This is a genomic window from Sphingomicrobium lutaoense (assembly GCF_014195685.1).
GTDB lineage: Bacteria > Pseudomonadota > Alphaproteobacteria > Sphingomonadales > Sphingomonadaceae > Sphingomicrobium > Sphingomicrobium lutaoense.
Genome location: NZ_JACICF010000001.1, coordinates 553,363 through 566,513 on the forward strand (window position 1 = coordinate 553,363; position 13,151 = coordinate 566,513).

At 60.7% G+C, this 13,151-nt stretch carries 16 protein-coding genes; 10 read left to right on the top strand and 6 right to left on the bottom strand.

Annotated features, from left to right (window positions below; all coding sequences use genetic code 11):
• Window positions 1–94 precede the first annotated feature (94 nt).
• From uvrC to apaG, 3 genes are read left to right on the top strand one after another with little or no spacing between them, the layout of a single operon-like run.
• Entirely contained in the window at window positions 95–2,035 is a 1,941-nt protein-coding gene (gene uvrC, locus FHS50_RS02625; RefSeq protein WP_183932832.1) for an excinuclease ABC subunit UvrC, read from the top strand.
• On the top strand, window positions 2,035–2,775 hold the full coding sequence (recO, locus tag FHS50_RS02630; RefSeq protein WP_183932833.1) for a DNA repair protein RecO: 741 nt from the start codon (window positions 2,035–2,037) through the stop codon (window positions 2,773–2,775). The genes uvrC and recO overlap by 1 nt, the downstream gene beginning before the upstream one ends.
• A 9-nt stretch (window positions 2,776–2,784) precedes the next feature.
• A complete protein-coding gene (gene apaG / locus FHS50_RS02635; protein ID WP_183932834.1) occupies window positions 2,785–3,195 on the top strand; it encodes a Co2+/Mg2+ efflux protein ApaG in 411 nt (136 codons plus the stop codon).
• A 6-nt stretch (window positions 3,196–3,201) separates the two neighbouring features.
• On the opposite strand, the gene FHS50_RS02640 is transcribed toward apaG, so the two are convergent.
• A complete protein-coding gene (locus FHS50_RS02640) occupies window positions 3,202–4,506 on the bottom strand; it encodes a UDP-glucose dehydrogenase family protein (protein ID WP_183932835.1) in 1,305 nt (434 codons plus the stop codon).
• 291 nt (window positions 4,507–4,797) lie between these two features.
• Between FHS50_RS02640 and FHS50_RS02645 the strand changes: the two genes are divergently transcribed.
• Window positions 4,798–5,544 carry a metallophosphoesterase family protein gene (locus FHS50_RS02645; protein ID WP_183932836.1) on the top strand — a complete coding sequence of 249 codons (747 nt, stop codon included), beginning with the start codon at window positions 4,798–4,800 and terminating at the stop codon, window positions 5,542–5,544.
• 4 nt (window positions 5,545–5,548) lie between these two features.
• Here FHS50_RS02645 and surE read toward each other — a convergent pair whose 3' ends face one another.
• On the bottom strand, window positions 5,549–6,316 hold the full coding sequence (gene surE, locus FHS50_RS02650; RefSeq protein ID WP_183932837.1) for a 5'/3'-nucleotidase SurE: 768 nt from the start codon (window positions 6,314–6,316) through the stop codon (window positions 5,549–5,551).
• Between the two features lie 273 nt (window positions 6,317–6,589).
• On the opposite strand from surE, the gene dksA reads away from it, so the two are divergent.
• Window positions 6,590–7,057, top strand: coding sequence for an RNA polymerase-binding protein DksA (gene dksA, locus FHS50_RS02655; RefSeq protein WP_246332925.1), 468 nt, complete (start codon window positions 6,590–6,592; stop codon window positions 7,055–7,057).
• Between the two features lie 77 nt (window positions 7,058–7,134).
• Here the strand turns inward: dksA and FHS50_RS02660 are convergent, their stop codons facing one another.
• Entirely contained in the window at window positions 7,135–7,290 is a 156-nt protein-coding gene (locus FHS50_RS02660; protein ID WP_183932838.1) for a YdcH family protein, read from the bottom strand.
• A gap of 134 nt (window positions 7,291–7,424) precedes the next feature.
• Here FHS50_RS02660 and FHS50_RS02665 point away from each other — a divergent pair, with 134 nt between their 5' ends.
• Both FHS50_RS02665 and FHS50_RS02670 read left to right on the top strand, forming a co-directional pair.
• On the top strand, window positions 7,425–7,625 hold the full coding sequence (locus FHS50_RS02665; protein WP_183932839.1) for a YdcH family protein: 201 nt from the start codon (window positions 7,425–7,427) through the stop codon (window positions 7,623–7,625).
• Window positions 7,626–7,721: 96 nt separating this feature from the next.
• A complete protein-coding gene (locus FHS50_RS02670; RefSeq protein ID WP_183932840.1) occupies window positions 7,722–8,198 on the top strand; it encodes a DUF1465 family protein in 477 nt (158 codons plus the stop codon).
• A gap of 6 nt (window positions 8,199–8,204) precedes the next feature.
• Here FHS50_RS02670 and FHS50_RS02675 read toward each other — a convergent pair whose 3' ends face one another.
• The 3 genes from FHS50_RS02675 to FHS50_RS02685 all read right to left on the bottom strand — a co-directional run bounded on the left by FHS50_RS02675 (window position 8,205) and on the right by FHS50_RS02685 (window position 9,936).
• Window positions 8,205–9,149 carry an NAD(P)H-dependent flavin oxidoreductase gene (locus tag FHS50_RS02675; protein ID WP_183932841.1) on the bottom strand — a complete coding sequence of 315 codons (945 nt, stop codon included), beginning with the start codon at window positions 9,147–9,149 and terminating at the stop codon, window positions 8,205–8,207.
• Window positions 9,150–9,317: 168 nt separating this feature from the next.
• Window positions 9,318–9,620 carry a Rossmann-fold NAD(P)-binding domain-containing protein gene (locus FHS50_RS02680; protein ID WP_183932842.1) on the bottom strand — a complete coding sequence of 101 codons (303 nt, stop codon included), beginning with the start codon at window positions 9,618–9,620 and terminating at the stop codon, window positions 9,318–9,320.
• 10 nt (window positions 9,621–9,630) lie between these two features.
• Entirely contained in the window at window positions 9,631–9,936 is a 306-nt protein-coding gene (locus tag FHS50_RS02685) for an NAD-dependent epimerase/dehydratase family protein (protein WP_183933863.1), read from the bottom strand.
• Here FHS50_RS02685 and FHS50_RS02690 point away from each other — a divergent pair.
• The 3 genes from FHS50_RS02690 to wecC all read left to right on the top strand — a co-directional run bounded on the left by FHS50_RS02690 (window position 9,925) and on the right by wecC (window position 12,806).
• Window positions 9,925–10,236 (top strand): hypothetical protein, encoded by a 312-nt coding sequence (locus FHS50_RS02690; protein WP_183932843.1) that lies wholly within the window; start codon window positions 9,925–9,927, stop codon window positions 10,234–10,236. The two genes, FHS50_RS02685 and FHS50_RS02690, sit on opposite strands and share 12 nt — an antisense overlap.
• Before the next feature lie 147 nt (window positions 10,237–10,383).
• Window positions 10,384–11,538 (top strand): non-hydrolyzing UDP-N-acetylglucosamine 2-epimerase, encoded by a 1,155-nt coding sequence (gene wecB, locus FHS50_RS02695; RefSeq protein ID WP_183932844.1) that lies wholly within the window; start codon window positions 10,384–10,386, stop codon window positions 11,536–11,538.
• 2 nt (window positions 11,539–11,540) lie between these two features.
• Window positions 11,541–12,806, top strand: a complete 1,266-nt coding sequence (gene wecC / locus FHS50_RS02700) for a UDP-N-acetyl-D-mannosamine dehydrogenase (protein ID WP_183932845.1) — start codon at window positions 11,541–11,543, stop codon at window positions 12,804–12,806.
• Window positions 12,807–13,151 lie beyond the last annotated feature (345 nt).

Below are 13,151 nucleotides of genomic sequence, written 5' to 3' on the forward strand. Positions count from 1 at the left end.
CGATATAGCCAAATCGCCGTTTCGCCTCGCTGAACGGCAGTGAAAGTTGCCGTGCAGCTTTATCCCGGCGGGGAAACTTCCTAAATCCAATGCCGTGAGCAAGGCCGACAGACCCGACCAGCCCGGCGCCAAGGAGCGTTTCAACGAGGACAAGGCCACTTCGACCGTCAAGGGCGGCGGGGCCAAGCCCGATATCGAGGCAGGCATCAAGGCGATCCGCAATGTCGTGCGGACGCTTCCGGTGCGCCCCGGCGTCTATCGCATGCTCGATGCCAAGGGCGATGTTCTCTATGTCGGCAAGGCCCGGGCGCTCAAGAACCGGGTGTCCAACTATACGCAGGTCGCACGCCTGACCAAGCGGCTGCAACGCATGGTGGCGCAGACTCGGTCGATGACCATCGTCACCACCAACAGCGAAGCCGAGGCACTACTTCTCGAAGCGCAGCTCATCAAGCGATTCCGGCCGCCCTACAATGTGCTGCTTCGCGACGACAAAAGCTTTCCCTTCATCCTCCTGCGCGAGGATCATGACTTCCCGCAGGTGCGGCTGCACCGTGGCGCACGGCGGACCAAGGGCCAATATTATGGCCCCTTCGCGAGCGCGGGATCGGTTCGGCGCACGCTTAACGCGCTCCAGAAGATGTTCCTGTTGCGCAGCTGTTCGGACGGCTTTTTCCGCGGGCGCGACCGGCCCTGCCTCCTCTACCAGATCAAGCGCTGCTCGGCGCCCTGCGTGGGGCGGATATCGGAAGAGGATTATTCCGAGCTGGTGGCGGACGCCAAACTCTTCCTCGCGGGCAAGTCCACGGGAGTGCAGAAGAAGCTGGGCGAACAGATGGCCCGCGCCGCCGAGGAGCAGGACTTCGAACTGGCGGCGATCTATCGCGACCGGCTGCGCGCGCTCACCTATGTGCAGGGATCGCAGACCATCCATGCCGAGGGGCTGGGCGATGGCGACGTCTTTGCGCTGGCCGAGAAAGCGGGGCAGGTGTCGATCCAGGCCTTTTTCGTTCGCGGCGGGCAGAATTGGGGGCATCGCGCTTTCTTCCCCAAGGGCACCGAAGGTGTTCCGCTCGATGAAGTGCTCACCGATTTCATGATGCAATTTTATGAAGATGTGCCGCCGCCCGCGCGCATCCTCGTCGATCGCGACCTGCCCGAAAGCGATTTGATCGCGCAGGCCCTGTCCGAGCGGGCCGAACGGAAAGTCGAACTGTCGCGGCCGCAGCGTGGGGCAAGACGCAGGCTCATCGAACAGGCCAGCCGCAATGCGGTCGAGGCGCTCGACCGGCGGCTGGCGGAAAGCACCACACAGGCGAAACTGCTGCGCGAACTGGCCGAGACTTTCGAACTCGACGGACCGCCCGAACGGATCGAAGTCTATGACAACAGCCATATCATGGGCACCAATGCGACCGGCGCGATGATCGTCGCGGGGCCCGAAGGCTTCCAAAAGAACAGCTATCGAAAGTTCAACATCAAGTCGAACATCACGCCGGGCGATGATTTCGGCATGATGAAGGAAGTGCTCACGCGGCGCTTCGCCCGGCTCGCCAAGGACGATCCCGACCGTTCGAAAGGCGACTGGCCCGACCTTTTGCTCATCGACGGTGGCAAGGGACAATTGTCGAGCGTCCTCGACATCATGGAGGAAGCGGGCGTCGAGGACGTGCCGGTGGTCGCGGTCGCTAAGGGGCCCGACCGCAACGCCGGTCGGGAGGTCTTCCACATGCCCGGAGGGCGTGAGATCCGGCTCCCGCCCAATGCGCCCTTGCTCTTCTACCTCCAGCGCTTGCGCGACGAGGCGCATCGCTTCGCCATCGGCACGCACCGCGCCAAGCGGGCCAAGAGCTTCACGGGATCGACGCTCGACGAAGTGCCGGGAGTCGGGCCCGCGCGCAAGCGCGCCCTGCTGATGCATTTCGGGACTGCCAAGGCGGTCAAGTCGGCCGCGCTCGACGATCTGGAAAAGGCGCCGGGCATTTCCCGCGCGACCGCGCGCCAGATCCATGACTATTTCCATCCCCGCGGCTGATGCGGCTGACGCTCTCCGCGATTGTGACCGCGCTCCGCGCCCATGGCGAGCATGGCGGGGTTGTCCGCCTGTTCACACGCGAAGAAGGGCTGCTAGCCGCTTATGTACGCGGCGCTCGTGGCAAGCGCCTCGGCCCCGTTCTTCAGCCTGGCAACGATGTGCAGGCCGCGATCAGCGCGCGCAGCGAACAGCAATTGGCGCAGGGGCAGGTCGAACTCACTCACAGTCGCGGCCCGCTATTCGGCGAACCGCTCCCGGCGGCGGCGATTGCCTGGTCCTGCGCGCTCACCGCGACCGCGCTTCCCGAAGGGCAGGCCTACCCACGGCTCCATGATGCGCTGTCGGGGCTGCTGGCGGCGATCGAGGCCGCACCTTCGGCGAGCGGCTGGGGCACATCGCTGGTCCGTTTCGAACTGCTCATGCTCGCCGAACTGGGGTTCGGCCTCGACCTTTCGGAATGCGCGGTGACCGGCAGCAGCGAGGATCTGGTCGCGGTATCGCCCCGGTCGGGCCGGGCCGTCAGCGCCGGAGCGGCCGAGCCTTACCAGGGCAGGTTGCTTGCCTTGCCGCCTTTTCTGCGCTCGGGTGAATCATTCGCATCCTGGGAGGATGTTCTCGCGGGATTGGCGCTTAGCGGCCATTTTCTGGAGCGTGACTTGCTGACCGACCGAGCCGCGAACATCCTTCCGGCGCGTGAAAGATTGATAACGCGGTTGCGCGGAGCCGCCGGGCTTGCTTAGCCTTCGTCCATGACCGCGACCAAGGCCCTCGACATGCTGTTCGGACATAGCGCGACCACCGGTGACATCACCGTCCGCGTGGCCGTGAACTATCTTGCCGAACAATCCGCTCCGGGCGAGGACCGCTGGTTCTGGTCTTATCATATCCGCATAGAGAACAAGGGTAAGGGACCGGTGCAACTGCTCGGCCGACGCTGGCTCATTCTCGACGGACGCGGCATCGCGAGCGAAGTCATCGGCGAAGGCGTGGTGGGCGACATGCCCGTAATTGCGCCGGGTTCGAGCTATGACTATGTCTCGGGCTGCCCGCTCGCCACGCCGACCGGATCGATGGAAGGCAGCTACCAGATGGTCGCCGAGAATGGCGACGCCTTCGAAGTCGAGATCCCCAAATTCCCCTTGCAGGGCCCCGCCGTCTAGCGCGCCTCAGCGCCCGATCGGATAATAGTCGAGGCCTGCGCGCTCGGCCTCGTCGCGCTCGTAGACATTGCGAAGATCGACCAGTGCCGTGCCCCGCATGGCTTTTTTCATGCGGGCAAGATCAAGACCGCGAAAGCTGTCCCATTCAGTGCAGATGACCAGCGCATCGGCATCGTCCGCCACGCCATAGGGTTGTTCGCAATAGACGAGTTCTTCGGGCATCACCTTGGCGGCTTCCTTCATCCCGACGGGGTCGAACGCCATCACTTGCGCGCCGCCCTCGATCAGTCCGCGCACGAGCGGGATCGACGGGGCTTCGCGCATATCGTCGGTATTGGGTTTGAAGGTGAGGCCGAGGATCCCGACCTTCTTGCCCTCAAGGCTGCCGCCAAGCGCCCTGGCGACGCGCTCGGCCATCGCGGCCTTCCGGTCGTCGTTGAACCTGACCACCGTGTTGACGATCTTGGCGTCGACATTGAAGTCGTCGGCAGTTTTCAGGAGCGCAAGCGTGTCCTTGGGAAAGCAGCTTCCCCCATAGCCCGGGCCCGGGTGAAGAAATTTGGGGCCGATCCGCCCGTCGAGCCCGATGCCTCGCGCCAGTTCCTGCACGTCGGCGCCGACCGCTTCGCAGATATCGGCCATTTCGTTGATGAAGCTGATCTTGGTCGCGAGAAAGGCATTTGCGGCATACTTGGTCAGCTCCGCCGTGCGCCGCGAAGTGAACAGCATCGGCGCCTTGTTGAGGAAAAGCGGGCGATAGATTTCGGTGAGCACATCGCGCGCCTTCTGGTCCTCGGCACCCACCAGAATGCGATCAGGGTGCTTGAAATCGACGATCGCCGCGCCTTCGCGCAGGAACTCTGGGTTGGAGGCCACCACCGTTCCTTCGGGCGCGCCCTCTTCTTCGAGGATGCGGGCGATTTCGTCGCCTGTGCCCACCGGCACGGTAGACTTGGTAACGATCACCGCCGGGTCCCTCAGGGCGCGCGCGATTTCGCGCACTGCGTCATAGACATAGGTGAGATCGGCATGGCCATCGCCGCGCCGCGAGGGCGTACCGACCGCGATGAAGATTGCCTGCGCATCGGGAAGCGCTTCGGAAAGCTTGCCCGTAAAGGACAAACGCCCATCGGCGACATTCTGTTTGACGAGGCCTTCGAGGCCAGGTTCCCAGATCGGCATCTCGCCGCGCGCGAGCATGTCGAGCTTGGCCGGGTCCTTGTCGACGCAGATCACGTCATGGCCGAAGTCGGCAAAACAGGCCCCTGACACAAGACCGACATATCCGGTGCCGATGATGACGATTTTCACGCGTTCATTCTCCTCGCCGCGACAATCTACTCCGCCGTGCCTTAAGAGCAACCTGAGCTGCTTTCCAGCCACCTACAATCGCAGGGGTGACACAAATTCCGTGGAAGCTTCCGCCCGCGACCGTTCGTCCTCGGACAGCCATGCTCTCAGTGAATACCAACGGCATGGGTATAAGGGTTAACTATGCAGACCCCTTGCCGTATCCTTCCGTGGTTTCCATCTAGGCATCTTGCTATTACATGGCTCGGACATGGCTCCTAGGGGCCGTAGAAGGAAAGTCTCACCAGTCCAGTGGTCATCAGTCTCCTGCGCAAGGCCAAGTCAAAGGGTAAAGCCACCTTGCCGGACGGCAAGCGGGTCTATGCCATCGGCGATATTCATGGCTGTATCGACCAGCTCGAAGCGCTTCTCGGCGCGATCGAGGCCGATCTTGCCGATTATGATGGCCAGAGCCGCCTCGTCTTTCTCGGCGACTATATCGACCGCGGCCCCGACAGTCGCGGCGTGGTCGAACGGCTGATCGGGGGCAATCTGCCGGGCGAGAAGCAGTATTTCCTCAAGGGCAACCATGAGGAAGCGATGCTCGAGGTGCTCAACGGCAAGGGCAAAAAGGCCGCCGGCTGGCTGTCGTATGGCGGCAAGGAAATGATGGAAAGCTACGGTATCGGTCGCAAGGAGCTCTATGATGCGGGCGGCGACGCCGGATCACTCCTGCGCGAAGCCTTGCCCGAGAGCCACCGCTCTTTCTTCGAGAATCTCCGTTTGAAGAAGAAGATCGGCGATTATCTGTTCGTCCATGCGGGCATCCGTCCCGGCACCCCGATCGATGAGCAGCAGGCAAGCGACCTACTGTGGATTCGCGAACGGTTCCTCAAGTCCGACAAGGACCATGGCGTGGTGGTGGTTCACGGCCACACGATCACCGGAAAGCCCGAATCCAAGAAGAATCGCATCGGAATTGACACCGGCTGCTACGCCACCGGACAGCTCACCGCCGTTCGCCTGCAAGGCAGCGAGCGCGCTTTCATCACCGTCTGATCCGCTAGCTTTCGAGAAGACCGTCGAGAGCGGCCATCGCTTCATGATGGGTGAGGTCGAGATCGAGCGGCGTCACCGAGATGAAGCCGTCGGCCACGCTTTCCAGATCGGTGCGATGTCCCGGTGTCTCCACTGTTTCGCCCAGACCGAACCAGTAATAGCGAAAGCCGCGCGGATCCTTGCGCTCGATCACCTCGAGGCGGGCATAATCGCGAAAACCCTGCGAACAGGCGCGCACGCCCTTGACCTTGTCGGCCGGGAGCGGCGGAAAATTGATGTTGATGAGCGTGCGTTTCTCGGGGAGCGCCTTGATGAGTTTTTCGAGGACCGCGGCACCATGCGCTTCGGCGGCTTCGAACTGGACGCCATCGGCATCGCCGGGACGAGCGCTCGCCTGGCTGAGGGCGATCGACGGCACGCCCGCCAATGCCCCTTCCATCGCCGCAGAGACAGTGCCCGAATAAGTGACGTCCTCGCCAAGATTGGCTCCGCGATTGACACCCGACAGGATGAGATCGGGCCAATCGTCCTTCATGATGCTGCCGAGTGCGAGCATCACCGCATCGGTGGGCGTTCCGGTCACCGAAAAGCGCTTCGGGCCATGCTTGCGAATACGGAGCGGGCGGGTGAGCGTCAGGCTGTGCCCGGCCCCCGACTGCTCTTCCGAAGGCGCGACGACCGTTACGTCATCCGACAGTTTTGAAGCGATGCGTTCAAGAATTTCGAGTCCCGGCGCATGGATTCCGTCATCATTGGTGAGCAATATTTTCATTACGGCTCCATATGAGATTTAACTGTGGACAAACAGAAATAGCTGAACGACGCAGTTCCGCGCTTTATGATGCGGTATCCACGCAACAGTCCACAAGAACCGCCGATCCTCTCCACTCATCTCTTGTTAATCACCGTTAGTCTATTTATAGGCGCAACTCGGGGACACCGTCGGGCTGGTCTAAGTGCCGAAAAAGCCTGACATAATTCGCCCCTCTTTGCCGCATTTCGGTAAAATTGCGGTGCTAGAGGGCTGTGATTTTGGGAGGGTTACTTGGCGACCGCGATCCACGATCTGAATGGCTCTGAAAAATTCGATGAGCTCGTGCTCGACGACGATTATCGTCCGTCGAGCGACGAGGAATTCATGAATGTCCGGCAGAAGGCCTATTTCCTCAACAAGTTGCGGGAATGGAAAGAGTCGATCGTCGAGGAAAGCCGGGCCACCATGGCGCAGCTCCAGGTCGATAGCCTTCGCGAGCCGGATCTGGCCGACCGCGCCTCGAGCGAAACCGACTGGTCCCTCGAACTGCGCACCCGTGACCGGCAGCGCAAGCTCATCGGCAAGATCGATGCCGCCATCCGCCGGCTCTATGACGACGAATATGGCTATTGCGAAGTGACGGGCGACCCGATCTCGCTGCCCCGTCTCGAAGCCAGGCCGATCGCCACGATGACGCTCGAAGCGCAGGAAAAGCACGAACGCACTGAGCGCGTGAGCCGCGACGACCGCACCGACTGATTTATCCTATCATCCAGACAAAAAAATGGGCCGGCTTCCGAGAGGAATGCCGGCCCATTTTTTTGAGCAGCGGCGGGTTAGTGCCCCACCAGTTCGTCTTTCAGTGCAAGCTTTTGCTTTTTAAGCCTACTCAGCAAGTCCATGTCAGGACGAGGACGATGTTCCTCGCTTTCGATCCGCATATGAAGTGCTTTATGCTTGGATGCGATTGCCTCGACATGGGCTTTGTCCATTGGATGTCCTTTCCATCGGTGGATTGACGACTCGCCTATTAAACCACGAATGATGGGGTTTGTCGCCTGTCCGACATTGTCATCGTCGCTGGGCTGGTGCAGTCTGGCGTGAATGGCCGTCTGGGGGTGGCGCGATGAATGACGATGACGATCCCGCCGAACTTCTCGCCCGGCTGAAGGAGGAACATCGGCTGCTCGACGAGGAAATCGAGCGCAAACGGGCAAGCGGAAAGGCCGACCAGCTCGAACTAGCGCGGCTTAAGAAGGCCAAGCTCGCCTTGAAGGACCGGATCGCCGATCTCGACGACCAGATTACCCCTGACATCATTGCTTGAGCTCGCTGTCCCATCGCGGGACGGCGTGCGGTTAACGGAGCATTTGGAGCCTTTCGGGCGTTTTCTCGACCGCCAAGGCATGGCAAAACGAAGCTTATGGACGAATCAAGCGCAACCGAAATGCGGATCACGCCGCGGCTGGTTGACCAGCTCTATACCGAGGCCATGGTCCTCGCCGACGAAGCGCGATCCTATTTTGACGAAGCGGGGCGGGACGACCGGCAATTGCTCGAACCGTTCGCGCGGGTCGGGTTCGCCTGCGAGTCGCTGAAGGTCACGACGCGGATCATGCACATCGTTGCCTGGCTGCTGACACAGCGCGCGATCGAAACGGGCGAGTTGACGGTGATCGAGGGGCAGCGGCCCGAACGGCGCCTCGGCAAGGCCAATGAGAGCGATGAAAAGGTCGTCGCCCTTCTTCCGCAAGCGGCGCAGAACCTCATTCGGCAAAGCATCGATCTTTACCAGCGGGTTCGCCGGCTCGATGAAGGGCAGGTGGTGAGCGAGCCGGTCGCCAGTCCCGCACGCGCGTTGATGGGTCGTCTCGAACGCGACTTCTATTCGCGCCGATAGGCGGGCCTAGGCGCAGATACGCGCCTTGGCTTCTTCATATTCGCGCGCCAGCCGGTCGACGAGGTCGCCCGCACCGACGATCTCGTCGATCACCCCGATGCCTTGGCCCGAGCCCCAGATATCCTTCCAGGCCTTGGCGCCTCCGAAGTTCATCTTCGACGGATCGCTTTCGGGAAGATTGTTGGGATCCATTCCCGCCTTCTCGATCGAACCGCGCAGATAATTGCCATGCACGCCGGTGAACAGCGAGGAAGCCACGATGTCGGCGGCCCCGCTCTTGACGATTTCCTGCTTATATTCGGGCATCGCGCGCGCTTCGTGGGTCGCGATGAAGGGCGAGCCGATATAGGCAAGATCGGCCCCCATCGCCTCGGCAGCAAGGATCGACCCCCCGTTGGCGATCGCGCCCGAAAGAAGAAGCGGGCCATCGAACCAGGCACGGATTTCCTGCACCAGAGCGAAAGGCGACCATTTGCCGGCATGGCCGCCCGCACCGGCAGCAACCGCGATCAGGCCGTCGGCGCCCTTGTCGATCGCCTTGTGCGCGAACCGGTCGTTGATGATGTCATGGAGGGTAATCCCGCCCCATCCATGCACGGCCTGGTTCAATTCCTCTCGCGCGCCGAGCGAAGTGATGACGATCGGGACCTCATATTTTTCGCAAAGCTTGAGATCCTCCTCCCAACGGGTGTTGGAGGCATGGACGATCTGGTTGACCGCAAACGGCGCGGCGGGCCGGTCCGGATGCTCTCGGTCATGTTTGGCGAGCGTCTCGGTGATCTCGGCCAGCCATTCGTCGAGCTGGCTGGCAGGCCGGGCATTGAGAGCGGGAAAGCTGCCCACGATCCCCGCCTTGCACTGCGCGATCACCAGCGCGGGGTGCGAAATGATGAAGAGCGGCGCCCCGAAGGCAGGGATGCGCAAATTCTGGAGAAGGGGCGGTAGGCTCATGATATTCCTCTTCGCGGAAGATTTTGCGCTCTTTTCCGCGAAGAAAGCCGGGGTGGCAAGAGGCGGGGCGCTGTCCGCCGCCCGCAAGGGAGCCCGTTCATCGCTGCTGACGCTACGGCATGCGCGCATGGCCGCACTGCCGTAGCGGGCAGGATTTTTCGGCCGAGACTAGCCGTAATGCGGGATGGAGAGTTCCAGCCCCGTCGCGAGGTCAATCTCGGGCGAAAAGCCCAACACGTTGCGCGCCTTTCCGATGTCGGCAAGCGAATGGCGGATATCGCCTAAGGGGAAATCGGCATGTTCGGGTTCGCGGTAATATTCATAGCCCATCGCCACTATCGCATCGCAGATGGTCGTGAACAGCTGGTCGAGGCTGGTACGCTTGCGCGCGCCGACATTGAAGACCGAGCCGGGCGGACCTGCCGCTCGCCGAAGACATCGAAGTAGCGAAGTCGACCGCTTCCGTCGCATAATGGTCCAACTAGCCGATGGCATAAAGTTCAACGACGCGCTTGGTCACAGCAGAGCGCGAAAGCGCGCGGCAGATGTGCTCCTCCAGTTCTTCGGGCGCGGGATCGTCACAATAGACCGCGCTGGAGGAAGCATAGACGATCCGCGAGATATCTTTTGCCCTTGCGGCTTCAAGCATGGTGACGAAGCCGGTGACGTTGACCACATTATAGCGCGTCGGTTCCTCGATTGACTGGGGGTTCGATCCGAGCGCTGCCGGGTGCAGGATGAGGTCGCGTCCCTTGGCGGCGTTCGAGCAAGTATCATGGTCAAGAATGTCGCCTTAGATCAGTGTGAAGCGTTCGGCATAGGCCTCTGGCTGGGCTTCCTTCCCCGCTTCGAGATTGGCATGCTTGCCGGGCTCGAAATTGCCGAGGCCGACGACCTTTTAGCCGGCCTCGTGCAGCGCCTCGACGATGTTCGAACCGATGAAGCCGGGGGCGCCGATGACGAGCCAGGTGCGGGGATTTTTGGCAAGGCGCGAAGCCAGCGGGGAGGGAAGGCTACGATGCGGTTTGCTCCGAATGATATGAGTGCGGCGCTGATCTCGCCGCTTTTGGGTCAGCTCGAGGAATAGGCAGGCGAAGCCGCGCCGGCCACTCGCATCGCCAATTGGCCTGTTGCGGGTGAGCGGGCATTGACCTAAGGCGGCGAGCCAAGTGCAACAGGGTCCGACAGGGCCCTGTTTGCAGTCCGGCTCACCCGTCTATCCAAGGGTCTTCGCATGGCAAAAATCCTGTCGGTTTTCGGCACCCGGCCCGAGGCGATCAAGATGGCCCCGGTGGTCAAGGCGCTCGAAAGCGATCCCCGGTTCGATGGCCGTGTCTGCGTCACTGCCCAGCACCGCCAGATGCTCGACCAGGTTCTCGACCTGTTCGGCCTCGAGCCCGACCATGACCTCGACCTCATGCAGCCCGGGCAGGATCTCACCGACATCACCGCCAAGGTGCTGACTGGAATGCGCGCCGTGCTCGATGAAGAGCGGCCCGACATGGTGCTGGTCCATGGCGACACCACGACGACGTTAGCCGCTTCCCTCGCGGCTTTTTACGCCCGTATTCCGGTAGGCCATGTCGAAGCGGGGCTGCGCACCGGCAATCCCGAGTCGCCCTGGCCCGAGGAAATCAACCGCAAGGCCGCCGCGACGGTCACCTCCCTGCATTTTGCGCCCACTAAACGCTCGCGCCAGAACCTTCTCGCCGAGGGCTATCCCGACGAGGATATCATCGTGACCGGAAATACGGTGATCGATGCGCTGCTCGATGTGGTCGCACGCATCGAGCACGATGAGGCGCTGCGTGCTTCGCTTGCCGCCATGTCGCCTACAGATCCTGAGCGTCGTACAATTTTGGTGACGGGCCATCGACGCGAGAATTTTGGAGGTGGATTTGAGCGGATTTGTGAGGCGATTGGTAAGTTGGCCGATCGGGATGACGTTGAGATAATATACCCAGTTCACCTAAACCCCAATGTCAAAGGACCGGTCGAAGAAAAGCTTGGGAACAAGCCCAACGTTCGGTTAATCGAGCCGCTCGACTACCTTCCGTTTGTTGACTTAATGCGCCGAGCGGACATCGTCCTCACCGATAGTGGCGGAATTCAAGAGGAAGCGCCTTCGCTCGGTAAACCTGTTCTTGTCATGCGCGATAACACTGAGCGGCCTGAGGCAGTCGAAGCGGGCACGGTAGAACTGGTTGGAACCGACGCGAGTACTATCGTCGCAGCAACCACCCGGCTTCTCGATGATCAAACTGCGTATCGTGCAATGAGCCGTGCGCATAATCCCTATGGTGACGGCAAAGCATCGGGACGCATCCTCGATGCGCTTGAGCGCCGACTGGGGCATGAGGCTCAGCTGCTGCCAAGGACAAGGAATTAGCCATGGATCGTGCTTTTAAGTCAGTCTCGGTGATCGGGCTCGGCTATATCGGCCTGCCCACTGCCGCGATGTTTGCCAGCCGAAAAATTGAAGTGATCGGTGTCGATATCAATCCTGACACTGTCGCGACGATCAATAGCGGAGGCGTTCACATCGTTGAGCCTGATTTGGATATTGTCGTACAGTCGGTTGTAGAAAGCGGGCATCTGCGCGCTACCACGGTGCCTGAGAAAGCTGATGCCTTCCTCATCGCTGTGCCGACTCCCTTCAAGGATGATCATGTCCCTGACCTTTCTTTTGTCGAGCGAGCAGCAAAGGCGATCGCACCTGTCCTAAAGAAAGGCGATCTCGTGGTTCTTGAATCCACGTCTCCTGTCGGCACCACCGATCAATTGGCGCAATGGCTAGCCGCCGAGCGAGAAGATCTCAGTTTCCCTCAAAACGCGGGCGAAAAAAGCGATATACGCGTAGCTCATTGTCCCGAACGTGTGCTCCCTGGGAAAGTGATGCAGGAGCTGATTCACAACGACCGGGTGATAGGGGGAGTAACCCCCGCTTGCAGTGCAGCTGCGATGCAGCTTTACCGAATGTTTGTCCAAGGCGAATGTGTGGTTACGAACGCACGCACTGCTGAGATGTCCAAACTAACGGAGAATAGCTTCCGCGATGTCAACATCGCCTTCGCAAATGAATTATCTCTCATTTGCGACGAGCATGATGTTGACGTCTGGGAATTAATTGCGCTCGCCAACCGACATCCCAGGGTTGATATTCTGCAGCCTGGACCCGGAGTCGGGGGGCATTGCATCGCAGTTGACCCGTGGTTCATTGTTTCTCAAGCACCGCATAGTGCGCACTTAATCCGTGCAGCGCGTATGGTGAACGACAGCAAGCCCGACTGGGTTATCGACAAGGTGCTGGATACAGTACAGGGACTAGTCGCAAAAGGCGGGGACGCGAAGGATTTAACGATTGCTGCCTACGGACTCGCGTTCAAGGCAGACATTGACGATTTACGTGAGAGCCCAGCGCTCAGGATCACCCGCATGCTCGCGGCCGTACATCCCGGTCCCGTGCTAGCGGTCGAACCCCACATCGAGAAACTACCGCAAGAACTTAGCGGCGTACGGCTGGTGAGCAGCGCAGAAGCGGCCGATGCGGATATTCACTTGGTGCTGGTCAAGCACCGCCAGTTCACCAAGATTGACCTGTCCGGTGGAACTATCATTGACGTGTGCGGACTATATCCGCGCTCTGCGTGCGGTTGACCGCGCGTTAGGGAAATGGGAGGAGGTCGACATTTACAAGCCAAATGGACGACGGAACCAAGGTTGCAAGACGGTCCATGGTAATGACAAGCAGCGGCGTACCCGCCCACAAAAAATTTTTTAGTCAATGCAATTAGAACCGGTTGACTACGACTCTACTCTTTGCCTGCTTGAAAAACCGGTGAATTTCGAAGCGGCGGCGTTCGTCAGGAGCGGGCATTAATGGTTGCTTTATTTGAGCAGTTGGCTCGCCTAAGTCGGACGGTTGCCCCTTTGCAGCCAGTACAGCTCGTCGGGCAGTTGCGTCAGCGCCTGTGGCAACGGCGTCCTTCGCCGCCCACTAAT

Coding starts and splice junctions, on each gene's coding strand:
- surE (WP_183932837.1), bottom strand. CDS start 6,316: ATGAAAATATTGCTCACCAATGATGACGGAATCCATGCGCCGGGACTC.
- FHS50_RS02690 (WP_183932843.1), top strand. CDS start 9,925: ATGGTCAAGAATGTCGCCTTAGATCAGTGTGAAGCGTTCGGCATAGGC.
- wecB (WP_183932844.1), top strand. CDS start 10,384: ATGGCAAAAATCCTGTCGGTTTTCGGCACCCGGCCCGAGGCGATCAAG.
- recO (WP_183932833.1), top strand. CDS start 2,035: ATGCGGCTGACGCTCTCCGCGATTGTGACCGCGCTCCGCGCCCATGGC.
- apaG (WP_183932834.1), top strand. CDS start 2,785: ATGACCGCGACCAAGGCCCTCGACATGCTGTTCGGACATAGCGCGACC.
- FHS50_RS02680 (WP_183932842.1), bottom strand. CDS start 9,620: ATGCGACGGAAGCGGTCGACTTCGCTACTTCGATGTCTTCGGCGAGCG.
- FHS50_RS02670 (WP_183932840.1), top strand. CDS start 7,722: ATGGACGAATCAAGCGCAACCGAAATGCGGATCACGCCGCGGCTGGTT.
- FHS50_RS02675 (WP_183932841.1), bottom strand. CDS start 9,149: ATGAGCCTACCGCCCCTTCTCCAGAATTTGCGCATCCCTGCCTTCGGG.
- wecC (WP_183932845.1), top strand. CDS start 11,541: ATGGATCGTGCTTTTAAGTCAGTCTCGGTGATCGGGCTCGGCTATATC.
- FHS50_RS02660 (WP_183932838.1), bottom strand. CDS start 7,290: ATGGACAAAGCCCATGTCGAGGCAATCGCATCCAAGCATAAAGCACTT.
- FHS50_RS02665 (WP_183932839.1), top strand. CDS start 7,425: ATGAATGACGATGACGATCCCGCCGAACTTCTCGCCCGGCTGAAGGAG.